Below are 17,118 nucleotides of genomic sequence, written 5' to 3'. Positions count from 1 at the left end.
CCCGTGTCCCGTTCCACCCTCAGACGGGGAGCCGTCGCCGCACTCTGCGCGGCGCTCCTCCCCGTCGTCCCGGCGGCATCCGCGTCCGCCGCGCCGAGGCCCCCGGGCCCGCCCTCGGACGCCCGGCTGGCCGCCGAGCCCGCCCGCCACGATCTGACGCGTGAACAGTTCTACTTCGTCATGCCCGACCGGTTCGCCGACGGCGACACCTCCAACGACCGCGGCGGGCTCACCGGTTCGCGACTGGAGACCGGCTACGACCCCACGGACAAGGGCTTCTACCAGGGCGGCGACCTCAAGGGCCTGACCGAGCGGCTCGACTACATCAAGGGTCTCGGCACCACCGCCATCTGGCTCGCCCCGATCTTCAAGAACCGCCCCGTCCAGGGCACCGGCAAGGACGCATCGGCCGGCTACCACGGCTACTGGATCACCGACTTCACCCAGGTCGACCCGCACTTCGGCACCAACGCCGACCTGTCGAAACTGATCGACAAGGCCCACGGCAAGGGCATGAAGGTCTTCTTCGACGTCATCACCAACCACACCGCGGACACCGTCGACTACGCCGAGAAGCAGTACGGGTACAAGCCGAAGGGCGCCTACCCGTACCTCGACAAGGACGGCCGCCCGTTCGACGACGGCAAGGGCCTGGCGAAGGTGGACGCGGACTCGTTCCCGTACACACCGAAGAACACCGGGAGCAAGGTCCCGGCCTGGCTCAACGACCCGACGATGTACCACAACCGCGGCGACTCGACCTATGCCGGCGAGTCCACCACGTACGGCGACTTCTCCGGGCTCGACGACCTGTGGACCGAGCGGCCCGAGGTCGTCTCCGGCATGGAGAAGATCTACGAGAAGTGGGTCCGGGACTTCGATATCGACGGCTTCCGGATCGACACCGTCAAACACGTCGACCTGGACTTCTGGTCCCAGTGGGCGACGGCGCTGGACGCCTACGCGGCCAAGCACGGGCGCAAGGACTTCTTCATGTTCGGCGAGGTCTACTCCGCCGACACCGCCATCACCTCGCCCTACGTCACCCAGGGGCGGCTCGACGCGACGCTCGACTTCCCGTTCCAGGACGCGGCCAGGCAGTACGCCTCGCAGGGCGCCCCGGCCTCGAAACTCGCCGCCGTCTTCGGTGACGACTACCGGTACACCACCGACAAGGCCAACGCCTACGAGCAGGTCACCTTCCTCGGCAACCACGACATGGGACGCATCGGCTCGTTCATCGAGCAGGACAACCCGAAGGCCGACGACGCGGAACTCGTCAAGCGCGCCCGGCTCGCCAACGAGCTGATGTTCCTCAGCCGCGGCAACCCCGTCGTCTACTACGGCGACGAGCAGGGCTTCACCGGCGCGGGCGGCGACAAGGACGCCCGCCAGACCATGTTCGCCTCGAAGACCGCCGACTACCTCGACGACGACGAGCTGGGCACCGACCGCACCCACGCCTCTGACGCGTACGACACGAAGCACCCGCTCTACCGGAACATCGCCGCGCTCTCCGAGCTGACCAGGAAGAACCCGGCTCTGCGCAACGGCGTCCAGAGCGAGCGCCACGCGGAAGGGTCCGTGTACGCCTTCTCCCGTACGGACCCCAAGAAGTCGAACGAGTACGTCGTCGCCACCAACAACGGCACCGGGCCGAAGACCGTCGAGCTGCCCACCGCGTCCGCCGGTATGAACTTCCGTACGCTGTACGGAGGTTCGGGTGTGACCCGCAGTGGTGCCGACCAGAAGATCACCGTCACCGTGCCGGCCCTCTCCAGCATCGTGCTGCGCGCCGAGAAGCCCCTGGCCGCCCCGGCCGCCAAGCCCTCGATCACCCTGAAGGCGCCCGCCGCCGGAGCCACCGGCACCGTGGAGATCACCGCCGACACCGACGGCGGACAGCTGAACCGGGTCGTCTTCGCCGCCCAGACCGGCAACGGGAAGTGGGTCACCCTCGGCTCCGCCGACCACGCCCCGTACAAGGTCACCCAGACCGTGGGCGACACGGTGCCGGCAGGAACCCCCTTGCGCTACAAGGCGGTTGTCGTCGACCGCACAGGCCGCACCGCGAGCGCCCTCGCCTCGTCCACCGCAGGCCAGGCACCCGCCGCCGAGAAGCCCGTCGCGGTCGAGCGCGACTACGCCGTCGTCCACTACAAGCGTGCGGACGGCGACTACGACGGCTGGCAGGTCAAGTCCGGCGACACGACGGCCGACTTCATCGGGCGGGACGCCTACGGCGCCTTCGCCTGGATCAAGCTCGCCGAGGGCACCTCCTCCGTCCCGTACACCGTGGAGAAGTCCGGTACCGCCGACGGGCCGCAGCGCACCGTCGAACTCGCGAGGACCGGACAGGTCTGGATCGAGCAGGGCAAGGACGGCCAGGCCGACGAGGCCCCCGACGGCGCCTACCCGCCGCAGGACACCACCAAGGCCGTACTGCACTACTACCGGGCCGACGGCGACTACGACGGCTGGGGGCTGCACACCTGGACCGGTGCCAAGGACCCCACCGACTGGGCCGAGCCGCTCCAGCCGGTGAAGAAGGACGCCTCCGGCGTCACCTTCGAGGTGCCGCTCACCGACGGTGCCACCTCGCTCAGCTACATCCTGCACAAGGGTGACGAGAAGGATCTGCCGAGCGACCAGTCGCTCGACATCGCCACCTACGGGCACGAGGTCTGGATGCTCGGCGGCGCGCCCGGCTATCTGCTGCCGCAGACCGGCGGCGTACCCACGCCCGACCTCACCGAGGCCGAGGCGCAGTGGATCGACTCCGACACCGTCGTATGGAAGGTGAAGGCCACCGAAGCCACCAGCCAGCAGCTCGTCTACGCGAGGAACGGCGGGATCTCCGTCGTCGACGGGGCGCTCTCCGACGAGGGGCAGTGGCTGCGGCTCACACCGTCCGCGCTGACCGACGCGCAGAAGGCGAAGTACCCGCACCTCAAGGACTATCCGGCGTTCACCGTCGACATCCGCGACCGGGACAGGGTGCGCGAGGCGCTTCGCGGCCAGCTGATCGCCACCCAGCGCGCCGCCAACGGTGCGCTGCTCGCCGCCACCGGCGTACAGAGCGCGGGCGTGCTCGACGACCTGTACGGGAAGAACGCGGCCACCGCCTCGCTCGGCCCGGTCTTCGACCACGGCCGCCCCACGCTGTCCGTCTGGGCGCCCACAGCCCGTACCGTCGCCCTCGAACTCGACGGCCGGAGCGTCCCGATGCGGCGCGACGACCGCACGGGCGTCTGGTCCGTCACGGGCACGAAGAAGTGGACGGGCAAGCCCTACCGCTATGTGGTGGACGTCTGGGCACCCACCGTCCAGAAGATCGTCACCAACAAGGTCACGGACCCCTACTCCACCGCCCTGACCACGGACTCCGCGCGCAGCCTCGTGGTCGACCTCGACGACCCGGGCCTCGCGCCGAAGGGCTGGTCCGGGCTGAGGAAGCCCGCCGCCGTCCCGCTGCGTGACGCACAGATCCAGGAGCTGCACATCCGCGACTTCTCGATCGCGGACCGCACCTCGAAGCACCCCGGCGAATACCTCGCCTTCACCGACACCGGCTCCGACGGGATGAAGCACCTCAGGCAGCTCGCGGATTCCGGCACCAGTTACGTCCATCTGCTGCCCGCCTTCGACATCGGCACCATCCCCGAGAAGAAGTCCGCCCAGCAGAAGCCGGCCTGCGATCTGTCCGTGTACGCCCCCGACTCCGAGGAGCAGCAGGCCTGCGTGGCGACGGCCGCGGCGCAGGACGGGTTCAACTGGGGCTACGACCCGCTGCACTACACCGTCCCGGAGGGTTCGTACGCCTCCGACCCGAACGGCACCCGGCGCACCGTCGAGTTCCGGCAGATGGTGCAGGGGCTGAACGGCGCGGGTCTGCGTACCGTCATGGACGTCGTCTACAACCACACCGTCGCCTCCGGCCAGGACGACAAGTCCGTGCTCGACCGGATCGTGCCCGGCTACTACCAGCGGCTGTTGGAGGACGGCACCGTCGCCACCTCCACCTGCTGCGCCAACACCGCACCCGAGAACACCATGATGGGCAAGCTCGTCGTGGACTCGATCGTCACCTGGGCCAAGGAGTACAAGGTCGACGGCTTCCGCTTCGACCTGATGGGCCACCATCCCAAGGCCAACATCCTTGCCGTCCGCAAGGCGCTCGACGCGCTGACCGTGGCCAAGGACGGCGTCGACGGCAAGAAGATCATCCTGTACGGGGAGGGCTGGAACTTCGGCGAGATCGCCGACGACGCCCGCTTCGTCCAGGCCACTCAGAAGAACATGGCCGGCACCGGCATCGCCACCTTCTCCGACCGGTCCCGCGACGCCGTCCGCGGCGGCAGCCCCTTCGACGAGGACCCGGGCGTGCAGGGCTTCGCCACCGGCCTCTACACCGACCCCAACAGCTCGGCCGCCAACGGCACGAAGGCCGAACAGAAGGCCCGGCTGCTCCACTACCAGGACCTGATCAAGGTCGGCCTCACCGGCAACCTCGCCGGCTACACCTTCACCGACTCCTCCGGCAACACGGTCAAGGGGTCCGGCGTCGACTACAACGGCGCCCCGGCCGGATACGCCGCGGCCCCCGGTGACGCCCTCGCCTACGCGGACGCCCACGACAACGAGTCGCTGTACGACGCACTCGCGTTCAAGCTCCCGGCGGGCACATCGGCGGCGGACCGGGCCCGTATGCAGGTCCTGGCGATGGCGACGGCCACCCTCTCGCAGGGGCCCTCGCTCTCCCAGGCGGGCACCGATCTGCTGCGCTCCAAGTCCCTGGACCGCAACTCGTACGACAGCGGCGACTGGTTCAACGCCCTGCACTGGGACTGCCGCGACGGCAACGGCTTCGGCCGCGGACTGCCCCCGGCCGCCGACAACGAGTCCAAGTGGTCCTATGCCAGGCCGCTGCTGACCGGGGCCGCGCTCAGCCCCGGCTGCGCACAGATCAACGGCGCGTCCGCCGCGTACCAGGACCTGCTCACCATCCGCTCCACGGAGAAGGACTTCGACCTCTCCTCCACCGAGCAGGTCCAGTCCGCCCTGTCCTTCCCGCTCTCCGGGAGGGATGAGACACCGGGTGTGATCACCATGAGGCTCGGCAAGCTGGTGGTCGTCCTCAACGCGACTCCCGGCACCGAGACCCAGAAGATCGCCGGCCTGGCGGGGCAGCAGTACGCCCTGCATCCTGTCCAGGTTGCGGGCGCGGATTCTACCGTCAAGAAGTCGACGTACGAGAGGAGTTCGGGAAGCTTCACCGTCCCGGGGCGCACGGTGGCGGTGTTTTCCCTGAGCTGAGCCCTACGGGACTACGTTGAGAGGCAGCAGCCGCCGGGGAGTGCCGCAGCACCGCGCTCCCGGGCGTGCCTTCCTACCCCCCGGCCGGTCCCGGCCCCTTTCCGGTACGCCAGGCGTCCTCCCATGCCTGTGCAGTACGGGAATCAGGGGCCGGGACCGGCCGGTCCACCTGTTTCAGCGACGGTGACCATGGCGAGCAACATTCCCGAGGAGACAACGAGCTTTGTCGGACGGAAAGCGGAACTTGTCAGGCTCGAACACAGCCTCGCCGAGCACCGGCTGACCACACTCACGGGCAGCGGCGGTGTCGGCAAGACCAGGCTCGCGGTCCGCGCGGCCCGGCACACGGCGGCCGGACACCGCGACGGCGCCTGGTGGGCCGATCTCTCACCGTTCCACGACGACGGACTGCTCATCGCGACCGTCTCCGACGCGGTCGGGCTCTCCGACCACACCCTGCGCATGCCCATCGACGCGCTGTGCGAGTGGCTCGTCGACAAGGAACTGCTGCTGGTCCTCGACTCGTGCGAGCATCTGCGCTCCGCGTGCGCGCATCTGCTCGGCGAAATCCTCACCACGTCCTCCGGCCTCACCGTGCTCGCCACCAGCCGGCAGCCCCTGGGCATCAAGGGCGAGCAGCTCGTCGAGGTGGAACCGCTGCCCGTCGAGGGCGCGGCCGACGCACTGACCCTGTTCCGGGACAGGGCCGCCGCGGCGGCCCCGGGGCTCGCCCTCGACGCGCCGGGCAACGCCGAGGCCGCCGCCGAGATCTGCCGCCGCCTCGAAGGCATTCCGCTCGCCATCGAACTCGCGGCGGGAGCCCTCGGCCGGGACACCGTCGAGCAGGTCGCCGTACGGATCGGCTCCCGCTTCGACGTACCGACCGACGAATCACTCCGGCTGCCGCGCCACCGCACCCTGCGCACCGCCATCGGCTGGAGCCACGAGCTGTGCACACCGCTGGAACGGCTGCTCTGGGCTCGGCTGACCGTCCTGCGCGGCGATTTCGACGAGGCCGCGGCCCGTGAGGTCTGCACAGAAGGGCCGCTCACCGCGGACGGTGTGACCGAGGCACTGAACGGACTGGTCGCCAAGTCCGTCGTCGGACGCGACGGCGTACGGCACCGCATGCTCGACACCATCCGCGAGTACGGCCGGATGTGGCTCGCCGAGCTCGGCGAGGAACGGGCCGCCGCCGACCGGCACGCCGCCTGCTTCCTCAGCCTGGCCCGCCATGCCCACGCGGGCTGGACCGGCGACGACCAGATCATCTGGTACCACCGCATCGCCGAGTCGCACGCCGACCTGTGTGCCGCCCTCGACCACCTGCTGGCCCATGACACCGAAGCCGCCCAGGAGCTGGCGGGCCGGATCGGCTTCTTCTGGTGCTGCTGCGGCCATCTGCCGCAGACCCGCGAATACGCCCAGCGCGCCCTGGACGCCGGACCGGCCGAGGGCCCCCACCGCACCCGCGCCCTGTGGGTGCTGGGCATCACCGTCATGCTCCAGGGCGACTACCCGGCCGCCCGGCGCCTGGGCAGGGAGTGCGTCAGGGCGGCGGCCCGCGACGGGGCCGACGAGGGCATCCTCGCCGCCGCCTATCTGTGCGGCCTCACCCATGTGATGACCGGCCGCCCCGAGGCGAGCCTCCGCCACGTCGACCGGGTACTGCGCACCACCGGCGCCGCCACCCCGCTCGAATCGGCGTACCGGCTGCGCTGCCACCTCATCACCGTCTTCGCCCTGACCAGCCTGGGACGGCTGGACGAGGCGGCGGAGGCGGCCATGGTCCTGCGCGCGGCCTGCGAGGCCCAGGACGAGTGCTGGACCCGCAGTTACGTCGACTACCAACTCGCCCTGATCGCCCTGCTGCAGGGCGACGCCGACGCCTCCGCCGCCCACGCCCGCTCGATGCTCGCGGGCAAGCAACGCCTCCGGGACAGCTTCGGCATCGCGCTCGGCCTGGACATCCTGGCCGCGGCGATCGCCGCCCAGGGCGCGGGCGCCCGCGCCGCCCGGGTGTACGGCACGGGACAGGTCTACTGGCGCATGGTCGGCCACCCGCAACGGGGCACCCCGGAACTGGCGCCCCTGCGCGAGGCCTGCGAACGCCGGGCCCGCGCGGCCGTCGGCGACGCCGCCTACCAGCGCGCCTTCGAACGGGGCCGGGCGGAGAACGCGGAGGTGGGCCTCGCGGCCGCGCTCCAGGGCGAACTGCTCATGTAGCGGAATCCTCTTGTGCGGTCATCCCGATCAGCGCAAGTGTGTGCTCCGACAACCGGCCGTACCCGCTGGACCCGCACCCAGGAGCGCATGATGCCGCAGATCACCGTCGACTACTCCGCCGAGCTCGACGACAGCTTCGACCGCCGCGGCTTCGCACTCGCCCTGCACCCGCTGATCGCCGAGACGATCACCACGAAGAGCGCCGCCTGCAAGACCCGCTTCTACCGCATCGAGGAATTCGTGGCGGGCGACGCGGCCACCGGCAACGCGGTCCTGAACGTTTCGATCGCCGTGCTGCCCGGCCGTACCGACGAGCTCAAGGCGCAACTGACCGAGTCCGTACTGGAGCTGCTGACCGCCTACCTCAAGCCCGTCGACGGCCTCACCGTCCTCAGGGAGGCGGAGATCCGCGATCTGGACCCGTCCTACCGCAAGAGCTGAGCCGTTACGGCAGCCGCTGCACGGGAACGGCCGGCACGGCGGGCGCCAATGCGGAGAGCCGGTTCAACAGCTCCCCGAACGGCCCGTCCGCCGGCTCCTGCGCGAGGACCCGTAACACGATGCCCGCCATCTCCGTGCTGTACGCGGCACTCACCGCGGCCAGCGCCGCGAAGTCGTGCACCAGTTGCATCTCCAGCTCCTCGCGCGGAATCTGCCGTCCGTCCAGCCAGATCAGCGCCGTCGACTCGGCCAGCGACACCCACGACCGCACGACCAACTCCAGCCGTGCCGACGGATCTTCGACCCCCAGATGGGCCAGGATCTGCTCGTACGCGGCCTGCCGCACCCCGTCGATCATCGCGTTCGCCGTCGACGACCCGACCGCGGGCCCGCCCCGCATCAGCGCCGAGAACCCCGGTCCGTGCTCGTCGACAAAGTCGAAGAACCGCCCCATCACCCTCAACAGCCGTGCCCCGAGCGGCCCTTCGCGCGGCTCCACGAACCGCGCCGCCAACTCGTCGGCCGCCCGCCGCAGTGCCGCCTCGTACAGGCTCTGCTTCCCCGGGAAGTAGTGATAGACCAACGGTCGCGAGATCCCCGCAGCGGCCGCGATCTCATCGATCGACACCTCGTCCGGGGAGCGGTGACTGAACAACTCCAGCGCGACACCGATCAGCTGCTGCCTGCGCTCCTCGACGCCCATCCTGCGCCGCACCCCGGTCGTCATGGTGGACAGGGTACCGAGTGGGGCGGTGGGAGAGGGGTGGTGGGCCGGGCCGCCCAGGATGCGGAGTGACAGCCTGACCCCACGCCTAGAGATCCAGCACCAGCCGCTCCCCCCGGCACCGCGACACGCAGATCAGCATCGAGTCGCCGCGTTCCGAGTCCGTCAGGAGTTCGTCGCGATGGTCGATCTCGCCCTCCAGGACGCGCTGTTGGCACGTTCCGCAGAAGCCCTGTTCGCAGGAGTACGAGACGTACGGCAGCTCTTCGCGCACCGCGGCCAGCACCGACTGGCCCGCCGCCACCTGGACCGTGCGGCCGGAGCGGTGCAGTTCGACCTCGAAGGGGCCGGAGTCGGCCGATGCCGTGGTCGCTGCGGTGAAGCGTTCCAGGTGCAGGGTGCGGCCGGGCGGGAGGGCGGCGGTGACCGCGTCCATCAGGGGTTCGGGGCCGCAGCAGTGGACGGCTGTGCCCTCCGCCGTGTCCGCCAGGGCCGCGGCCGTGTCCGGGCGGCCCGCCTCGTCCCCGGGGACGACCGTCACCCGGCCGCCCTCCGCGCCCAGCTTCTCGATCTCGTCCAGGAACGGCATCGAGGCGCGGGACCGGCCGCCGTACAGCAGCCGCCAGTCGGCGCCCGAGGCGGCGACGGACCGCAGCATCGGCAGGATCGGGGTGATGCCGATGCCGCCCGCGATGAAGAGGTACGCGGGGGCTTCGGCGAGGGGGAAACGGTTGCGGGGCGCGCGGACCTCGACCTCCTCGCCCTCGCGGAGCCGGTCGTGGACCTCGCGGGAGCCGCCCCGGCCGTCCTCGACCAGGCGGGTCGCGATGGTGTACGTGTCGGGGTCGGCCGGGTCCCCGCAGAGGGAGTACTGGCGGACCAGGCCGGAGGGAAGGAGGAGATCGAGGTGCGCGCCGGGCTGCCAGGCGGGCAGACCGGGGCCCTCCAGACGGAGTTGGACCACGCCGTCGGCGGGGGCGGTCCGCTCGGTGATCAGCAGGCGGCGGGTGGTGGTGGAGCGACGGTCGGAGTGGCCCGAGACCGGGTGCTCCAGGGCCGGCAGCGGCCAGAGCGGGGAGTTCTCGATGCGGTGGCGCATGGCCCGCTTGGCGAGCAGCGCGGCGCCGGCGACGAGGACGACGGTGCGCAGACGGGGCAGGGGGAGCGGCATGGTCAGCTGGTTCCCGTCGTACGGGCCTCGGCGGCCGTGGCCGCGGGCGAGTGGGCGAGATAGTCGACCGCCTGGGCCGTACTGCCTTCCTGCGAGGGGTGGTAGGCGTGGCTCAGATAGCGGGGGATGGAGCGCAGCAGATCGCCGGTCGCGGGCAGGGTGCCGCGCCTGCCGCTGGTGTAGAACTCCTTGAACGACGCCTTGCCGTGCAACAGGCTCGGGTCGTTCTCCATGAAGAAACGCGTGCCGCGCTGCCAGAGGAAGAGCAGCGCGGCGAAGGCCGCGGCCCAGGTCCGTACCCGCCGCCGGTAGCCGCCGTCGACATGCATGAACACATCGAACGCGACCGAGCGGTGCTCGACCTCCTCCGCACCGTGCCAGCGCAGCAGATCCAGCATCGTCGGATCGGCGCCGCGCCGGTCCAGCTCGTCGGCGTTCAGCACCCAGTCGCCGAGGAACGCGGTGTAGTGCTCGATCGCCGCGATCGTCGCCACCCGCTCCATCAGCCACCACTTCCGGGCCCGGCCCGGCGGCAGCGTCCGGTCGCCGAGGAGCTTCTCGAAGAACCAGTCGACCTGCGCGGTGTACGGCGTCGGATCGAGACCGAGCTGCTTCAGATGGGGCAGGACGTCGTCGTGGGCCTGGGAGTGCACGGCCTCCTGGCCGATGAACCCGATGACGTCCTGGCGCAGCTGCTCGTCGTGGATGTACGGCAGCACCTGTCGGTACACATGGATGAACCAGCGTTCCCCGGCGGGCAGCAGCAGATGGAGCACGTTGATGGTGTGCGTCGCGAACGGGTCGCCCGGTACCCAGTGCAGGGGCGTCTTCTCCCAGGCGAAGGAGACCTTGCGGGCCTTGAGCTGCGTCCGCTCCGACGCGACCGGCGCTGGCTGCGTGTTAGACATGTTGTCAATGTACTGATGGGTACGCAGGGGGAACAGGGGCGTGCGGCGAATTCCTGCAGCCGCTGATCGGTGGTCGGGTTCCCGTCTGCCGTGTCGGATTCCCGGCCCGGCCGATCCGGGGCGCACGCGTCGGGCCCGTGGCAGTCCCCCTCGGTGGGGGGCGCCACGGGCCCGGGTCATACAGCGGTTCGGACCGGATCAGTGGGAGCGGTGCTCCCGGTACCGGTCATTGTCGTGGTTCCGGTGTCCGTGGTCGCGGTACCGGTCCTCGTGGTGGTTCCGGTGTCCGTGGTCGCGGTACCGGTCCTCGTGGTGGTTCCGGCGTCCGTGGTCGCGGTACCGGCCCTCGTCGTGGCCCCAGCGTCCGTGGTCGCGGTGGTCGCGGTGGTCGCCATCCCCGTGCCGGCCGTCATGGACCTGCACGGAGTGGGTACCGGCAGCGGCGCCGGGGGCGGCGGCCTGGGCCACGCCGGCACCGCCCAGCGCGACGACGGCGGCCACACAGACTGCGGCAGCCAAGCGGGAAACATGCATAACGATCTCCTGTCGCAGCAGGCGCCGAAGCGCCTGCTCGGATTGGTCACGGCAACCGTCGCCCCCCGACCACCGCCGATGACTGCGCCACGCTCGCCAAGACACCCGATCTGCTGGAATGTCGTTGATCGTGGAACCAACCCTTGTAGGCAGACCGTGGACCTCGCCCAGCCCTCCGTTCCATCCCGCGACTGTCGCCACCCGCCCCTCGGCGCCCCGCCCCACCTGCCAGTCCTCCACCGAGGTACCGGGGCACGCGTGTCCGGCAGCGACTCCGCGTCCGGATCCACGAGCACGCGCCGGAAGGCCGGCTCGCTGGGCGCCATGAACATGAAGGGGCCGAGTGGGGGATCACGGCGCGCACCGATGCGCACTGGACGACCTGAACGAGAAGGTGCAGATCTCGGTGATGACGACCGAGCTGCCGCTGCTGCCCGGACGCCCGGACGAGCCTCGTGCCCGGGCGGAACGTGGATCGGCAGGCTGATTGCGCCGCTGCCGACACCGACGTCGGACCACACCGGTCGAGACAGCCACCCGACAAGAAATTACGGGAAACGGCACGGCGACACGGAAGCAAGGTCAGCGCAGGGCGCCCACCCGACTGCCGTCCGTCAGCGTCCCGTTCAGCCGTGCCCGGTCGCCCGCCCTGGCCGGGACGGCGAGGAGACGGCTGTCCGACCGCCCCTCCACCCCGCCCGACGTGGTCAGCGAGGCGAACTGCTCGCTGCCCGCCGCCAGTACGTACCAGCGGCCACCGTGCGACTTCCACAGCACCCCGGCCAGCACCCGTGGATCGCGCATCCCGCAGGCCGGTGAGTCCTCGGCACGGGCCGCGACCGCCCCGGGCGGGCCGCCTGTCGCCACGGACGGTGCCGACGGGGCCTGGAACTGGGCGAGGACCCGGCTTCCGGGACCCCGCCAGGTCTCCGCCCTGGTGCAGAGCCAGCGCGCCGAGCCGTTGTCCTCGGGCAGCGACTGCTCGGCGTACTGCCAGGAGTTCACCGACCGTACGCCGTGCGAACGGACCGCGGGCAGCAGGCAGGCCGTCCGCGCCCAGCTGTCCCGCTCCGCCCGCCCGGAGACGTCGTGCGGTGCGGACGGCGGGCCCGACGTCAGCCGGGCGGGGGTCAGCTCGCCGAGGTCCGTCATCAGACGGGTCGCCGAGCCGTCGCGCAGCTCGATCGCGTCCCAGGCACGGCAACTCCTGGCCGTCGCCGGGCTGGTCAGCGCGGCGGTCACGCCGTCGGGGGTGCGGCGCAGCGGCCGCGGGGCGCTGCCCGGCGCGAGCAGATTCCGTACGGAGACCGCACGCACCCAGGGTGCGGTGAGGTAGCGGACCCGGTCGCGCGTACGGCCCGCGATCAGGGCGCCCGCCGAGGCCATGTCCGCGCTGTCGACCCGGGCGAAGTCGAGCGCCACGCCCTCGGCCGGAGCGGCTTCACGCGGCTCCGCGTACCGCACGATGCGCAGCCCGTCGTAGAACAGCACCACCGTCGCCCGGTCCACCCCGCCCGCGTACAGCAGCTGCGGCGCACCCATCGGCGGCCCGACAGGGGTTCTCGGAGTCGCCGACATGCGCACCGCACCGTCCGGGTGCGCCCATACGGTGAGCGCGCGGCGCAGCAGCCGGGTGTCCCCGGCGCGGTCGCCACGGGTGGGCCAGGAGGTGAAGTCGGTACGGGGCGAGCGCCGCCAGAACGCCGCCGGCACCCGGCGCAACGCACCCGGATCCAGGGCCTGTTCGGCGACCGCGTTACGGGCGTACGCCGATACGGGCGGCGTGCCGCGCCCCCAGCCGTTGCCCGCCCAGCCGTTGCCCGGCAGCCCCAGCAGTGCCCCGCACACCAGCAGCGCCGCCACGGCCGCCATCGCCGCCTTCGCGTGCTGGCGGCGACGCAGCAGATCCGGTGGGCGGGCCTGGAGCGAACAGGGGTCGAACTCCGCGGATTCGAGCAGCGCGTACGGCGCCGAAACGTCCTGCGCCTCCGCGAGCGCCGCATGCGGGTCCGCCACTCCGGCGGCGGCGAGTACCCGCCGCACCTCCGCGTCGGGCAGCCGCTCCAGCCCGCGCAGCACGTAGGCGGCGCGGGCGGCAGCGGAGAGGGCCGACAGGGCCTGTTCTAGGGCGAGTTCATCCGAACCGCCGGGATGCGGGAACAGTCGCAGTCCCCACACCAGCGGAAGGAAGGGTGCCACCTGGGCGCGGCGCAGTGGACGGCCCGCCTCCAGCGCCGCACGCAGCACCCTCCCTCGGACGTACGCATAGGACGGGTCCACCACCACCCCACCGGCGGACCTGCGCGGTGGCGGGACGCTGCCCTCGGCCGCACACCCTCCCCGGCGCCCCGGCAGCAGGTACCGCTGGGCCAGGGCGTGCGCCTTCAGAACACGGCGATGGCTGCCGAGGGACGGCGGCAGTACGAGATAGCCGAGCCGGACCAGTCGCGGATAGTGCTCGACGAGCGCGGCCCCGGCCTGCTCCACATCGGCCGGGGCGGCTGCGGAAGGTACCTCTGGCAGTGGGCGCACGTTCAACAGAACGAGCGAATCGTGCGATGGTCACCCCGGTGCGCTCATGTGCGATGCACCGGGGCACCCCCTCACGACAGCTGCCATCCGCTGAACTCGACCGTGCCGCGCAGCCCGCTCCCGCCGTTCGTCGCGCTCATGAAGATCCCCACGTCCCCGGCCGCGGCCGCCCCCGGCACGGAGACCGTGGCCACCACCCGCCAGGTCGCCCCGCCGTCGGTGGAGCAGGAACCGGTGCAGGTACTCCCGGTCCGGGTCAGCCGGAGCAGTACCGGGGCCTTGATCCCGGTGATCCGTTGGTAAGTGTCCAGCGTGCCGTCGCCATTCGTGTCGTACGACAGCACCACACCGTTGGACGGCGTCACCGCAAGGTTCAGGAACCCGGCGGAGCCCGGTGTCGCGAGGCTGTTGCGCACCACGATGCCCGACCGCGCCCAGCCCCCGGTGTTCTCCTGCGCGTCGACCCGCACCGTCGCGCTCGTCCCGTCGGCCCACGCCCCCTCCCGGTACACCGTGCCGAACTGGGCGGTGCCCTTCCACAGGTCCTGGCCCGCCCCGTTGACCGCGTACCGCTCGCCGAGCTGCCCGAAGACCGCCGCGTTGCTCGTGTACGTACGCCAGCCGGGCTCCGGCGGCGCCGCCATGTACACCGCGCCGCGCTGGAGATCGGTCACCCGGTCCTCGCCGCGCGGCCCGTACGCGGTGCGCAGCTCGTACGGCATCGGCCGCAGCGGAGCGGTCAGCGGCTCGGACGGGGCCGTGACCCGCCAGCCCACCGAGTCCGAACCGCCGGCCGCGACCTCCTCGATGAAGGTGTCGCCCGTCGCGGCGGCGTCGAGACCCGTGAGCGCGAAGTCGACCCGTCCGGTGGACCGCAGACCGTTCAGATTGCGGAAGGAGGCCGTCACCGTGCCGGTGCTGCCGGGGGTGAACGCCACCGGATCGGCAATGACCGTGACGGTGCCCTGGTACGGGGCGGTGGACAGGGCCTCGAACACGCGCTGCGCCGTGCGGTGGGCATCGCCCGTCGCGCGTACCGGGAAGCCCGTGGTCCGCCGGGTCCACTCCTCCTCGCCCACGTACCAGTCGAACGGCTTCGCGGCCCTGCCGGTGTCGAGCGCGTCGGTCAGCTCGTCCAAGTACGCCTGCCACTGCGGGAGATGGACCTCGCCCATCAGCCCCTGCCAGTCGCGGTTGGCGTAGTTGCTGAGGTTGTCGGCGGCCGTCCGGTCCGCCCAGGTGGTGATCAGGGTGCGCGCCGTCCACTCCAGTCGCACCGCCTCCGCCGGGCTCGTCGCCAGCCGTTTGGCATCCTCCAGCCACGGCCCCAGCAGGAAGGCCCGATGACAGCCCGACATCGCCTCCGTCAGCCGCATCAGCTTCAGCCAGAGAGCGGCGAGCGTACGGAATCTGTCCCCGTCCTTGTCGGCGTAGGCGGCCCGGAGCTGTGGCTGAAGAATCCGGGACCGGTTGGCGAGCGCCTGCCGGGCCAGGTCGGTGAGGTCGTGGCGGTAGGTGTCCGCATCGCGCAGGGACGGGCGTACGTCGAGGAGCGCCGCGAACGCCCGGTCGAACCCGGCCGGGTCGAAGGCGAAGTTGACCGACGAGGTGATGCCGGGGCGACGGGAGAAGAGGGAGTCGACGGGGCGGCCGTCCGTGCTCGTCAGCCGGTACGCGGTGGCGGCCAGCGCGGCGAAGGCCGCCTCGGCCGAACGGTCGCGGCCGCCGTAACGGAACTGCGGGTACTCCCGGAACCAGGCATCCCGGTCGATCTTCTCGGTCCGCCAGGCCAGCTCGCCGAACAGCTCGAACGCGGCCGGATCGCGCTCCGCCGCCTCCGGCATGTACGCCGTGCCCGCCAGGGCGCTGCCCGGCTTGTCGCGCCAGGACGTGAACTTGTCCGTCCAGCGGTCGGTGTTGGCGCCGATCGTCGTACGGCCGCCGAAGTTCGGGATGGTGCCGAAGGCGTACGGAGCTCCGCCCCAGTCCTTCTCCCGGTCGGTGACCGTGTCCAGATCGGAGAGGCCGTCGACGATCAGGATCTGGTCGGTGTCGATCGCCTCCAGCAGGGCCGGCCGCGGATTGGCCTGCCAGCCGAGGATCACCCAGGTCGCGTCAGGGTGCGCGGCATGCAGGGTGGACTCGACGGCACGGGCGGCATCCGGCACGGGGACGTCACCGGCGGTGCCTCCCTCGTGCAGCAGATCCATCTTGAAGTGGGCCGCCGGACCGAACAGCTCCTCCTGATGCCGGTAGAAGGCGGCGGCCACCTCGGCGAAGACGGGGGTGCGCGGGTCGAGCCAGTCGGGACGGCGCAGCCCGTTCCAGGTGCCCTGCGGGACGACCCGCGCCCCCGGATTACGAGCGACGAAGCCGTCCGGGACCGTACCGAAGTAGCCGGGGAACACCGGCGCCATGCCCAGCTCCCGCATCCGGTCGGCGATGCGCCGGCCCAGCTCGGCGCGCCGGGCGATCAGCTCGGGGCCCAGCGGACCGCCGTATCCGCTCATGTTCTGGAGCAGCCACCACGGCTGGTGGGAGGGGGCGGGCAGCCAGGTGCGGGCCTCGGTATCGGTGTAGCCGAAGTCCTGGAGCAGCCGGTGGTAGACGGCCTCCTGTCCGGCGGTGACCAGGACCTCGTTGCAGCCGTGCAGGGCGAGGACGTCGAGCATCCGCTCCCAGCGCGGCCAGTCGGCGTACGGGGCTGTGTAGCCGTCGTGGGTGTCGTTGAAGGCGAACCGGTGCGCGACGGTCGCGGTCTGCTCGACGGGGGCGCGGGGTGCGGGCAGCCGGTGAGGGAGGTCGGTGCGGCTGCCGGACCATGAAATGACCCTGTGGCAGGTGTACTTGAGGTACCAGTGCGCTCCGGTCAGGGCGGCGGCCGGGGTGGTGGCGGCGATCTCGATCCGGCCGGTGGTGCCGGTGACGCGGAAGCGGTCGGGGGCATCTGCGCCGTCGCTGCGGCCGTCTCGGGACAGGGCGCGGATACGGAACTGGTCCGCGTGGTCCGGCAGCAGACGGCGCAGTGCCTCGCGTGCGGGGGTGAGGTCCTGGAGCGGGCGGGGAGGAGCGGGCGGTACGGGGGTGGCCTGCGCCGGTGCGGCGACGCCGACTGCGGCGACGCCGACTGCGGCGGCGGCGCCGATGGCTCCGGCGGTGCCCAGCAGCGTACGTCGCGAAAGTCGGGAGAAGCTGAAGGGCAGGGAAGGTTCCGTCATGGTCCGCACTCCTCGGTGTTGTTCATGGTCGTGCATGTGACAACAGGT

10 protein-coding genes are annotated in these 17,118 nt (G+C 71.3%); 4 read left to right on the top strand and 6 right to left on the bottom strand.

The genetic code is table 11. The features are described from left to right. The first annotated feature begins 3 nt into the window (after positions 1-3). From pulA to ACGFU7_RS02455, 3 genes are all read left to right on the top strand, one after another. The gene (gene pulA, locus ACGFU7_RS02465) at positions 4-5,316 is read left to right on the top strand and encodes a pullulanase-type alpha-1,6-glucosidase (RefSeq protein WP_393691489.1); all 5,313 of its coding nucleotides are present in this window, start codon (positions 4-6) and stop codon (positions 5,314-5,316) included. Positions 5,317-5,505: 189 nt separating this feature from the next. After that, on the top strand, positions 5,506-7,542 hold the full coding sequence (locus ACGFU7_RS02460; protein WP_393691487.1) for an ATP-binding protein: 2,037 nt from the start codon (positions 5,506-5,508) through the stop codon (positions 7,540-7,542). 90 nt (positions 7,543-7,632) lie between these two features. After that, complete coding sequence (locus ACGFU7_RS02455) at positions 7,633-7,983, top strand: 5-carboxymethyl-2-hydroxymuconate Delta-isomerase (RefSeq protein WP_393691836.1); 351 nt, start codon at positions 7,633-7,635, stop codon at positions 7,981-7,983. A gap of 4 nt (positions 7,984-7,987) precedes the next feature. Here ACGFU7_RS02455 and ACGFU7_RS02450 read toward each other — a convergent pair whose 3' ends face one another. From ACGFU7_RS02450 to ACGFU7_RS02435, 4 genes are all read right to left on the bottom strand, one after another. Next, positions 7,988-8,710 (bottom strand): TetR/AcrR family transcriptional regulator, encoded by a 723-nt coding sequence (locus ACGFU7_RS02450; protein ID WP_393691485.1) that lies wholly within the window; start codon positions 8,708-8,710, stop codon positions 7,988-7,990. An 85-nt stretch (positions 8,711-8,795) separates the two neighbouring features. Beyond that, the gene (locus ACGFU7_RS02445) at positions 8,796-9,878 is read right to left on the bottom strand and encodes a PDR/VanB family oxidoreductase (RefSeq protein WP_393691483.1); all 1,083 of its coding nucleotides are present in this window, start codon (positions 9,876-9,878) and stop codon (positions 8,796-8,798) included. A 2-nt stretch (positions 9,879-9,880) separates the two neighbouring features. Beyond that, entirely contained in the window at positions 9,881-10,786 is a 906-nt protein-coding gene (locus ACGFU7_RS02440; protein WP_393691481.1) for a metal-dependent hydrolase, read from the bottom strand. Between the two features lie 198 nt (positions 10,787-10,984). After that, positions 10,985-11,305 (bottom strand): hypothetical protein, encoded by a 321-nt coding sequence (locus ACGFU7_RS02435; RefSeq protein ID WP_393691479.1) that lies wholly within the window; start codon positions 11,303-11,305, stop codon positions 10,985-10,987. A 358-nt stretch (positions 11,306-11,663) separates the two neighbouring features. Here ACGFU7_RS02435 and ACGFU7_RS02430 point away from each other — a divergent pair, with 358 nt between their 5' ends. Next, the gene (locus tag ACGFU7_RS02430) at positions 11,664-11,807 is read left to right on the top strand and encodes a hypothetical protein (protein WP_393691477.1); all 144 of its coding nucleotides are present in this window, start codon (positions 11,664-11,666) and stop codon (positions 11,805-11,807) included. Positions 11,808-11,902: 95 nt separating this feature from the next. Here the strand turns inward: ACGFU7_RS02430 and ACGFU7_RS02425 are convergent, their stop codons facing one another. Both ACGFU7_RS02425 and ACGFU7_RS02420 read right to left on the bottom strand, forming a co-directional pair. Continuing rightward, the gene (locus tag ACGFU7_RS02425; RefSeq protein WP_393691475.1) at positions 11,903-13,852 is read right to left on the bottom strand and encodes a hypothetical protein; all 1,950 of its coding nucleotides are present in this window, start codon (positions 13,850-13,852) and stop codon (positions 11,903-11,905) included. 71 nt (positions 13,853-13,923) lie between these two features. Then, positions 13,924-17,070 (bottom strand): alpha-N-acetylglucosaminidase TIM-barrel domain-containing protein, encoded by a 3,147-nt coding sequence (locus ACGFU7_RS02420; protein ID WP_393691473.1) that lies wholly within the window; start codon positions 17,068-17,070, stop codon positions 13,924-13,926. Positions 17,071-17,118 lie beyond the last annotated feature (48 nt).

It is taken from the genome of Streptomyces sp. NPDC048473, assembly GCF_043200155.1.
GTDB lineage: Bacteria > Actinomycetota > Actinomycetes > Streptomycetales > Streptomycetaceae > Streptomyces.
This window is presented reverse-complemented; position numbering and strand designations above follow the sequence as displayed.

Excerpts from the sequence above, each read along its gene's own strand:
- ACGFU7_RS02460 (WP_393691487.1), top strand. The coding sequence starts at position 5,506 with ATGGCGAGCAACATTCCCGAGGAGACAACGAGCTTTGTCGGACGGAAA.
- ACGFU7_RS02455 (WP_393691836.1), top strand. The coding sequence starts at position 7,633 with ATGCCGCAGATCACCGTCGACTACTCCGCCGAGCTCGACGACAGCTTC.
- ACGFU7_RS02450 (WP_393691485.1), bottom strand. The coding sequence starts at position 8,710 with ATGACGACCGGGGTGCGGCGCAGGATGGGCGTCGAGGAGCGCAGGCAG.
- ACGFU7_RS02445 (WP_393691483.1), bottom strand. The coding sequence starts at position 9,878 with ATGCCGCTCCCCCTGCCCCGTCTGCGCACCGTCGTCCTCGTCGCCGGC.
- ACGFU7_RS02440 (WP_393691481.1), bottom strand. The coding sequence starts at position 10,786 with ATGTCTAACACGCAGCCAGCGCCGGTCGCGTCGGAGCGGACGCAGCTC.
- ACGFU7_RS02420 (WP_393691473.1), bottom strand. The coding sequence starts at position 17,070 with ATGACGGAACCTTCCCTGCCCTTCAGCTTCTCCCGACTTTCGCGACGT.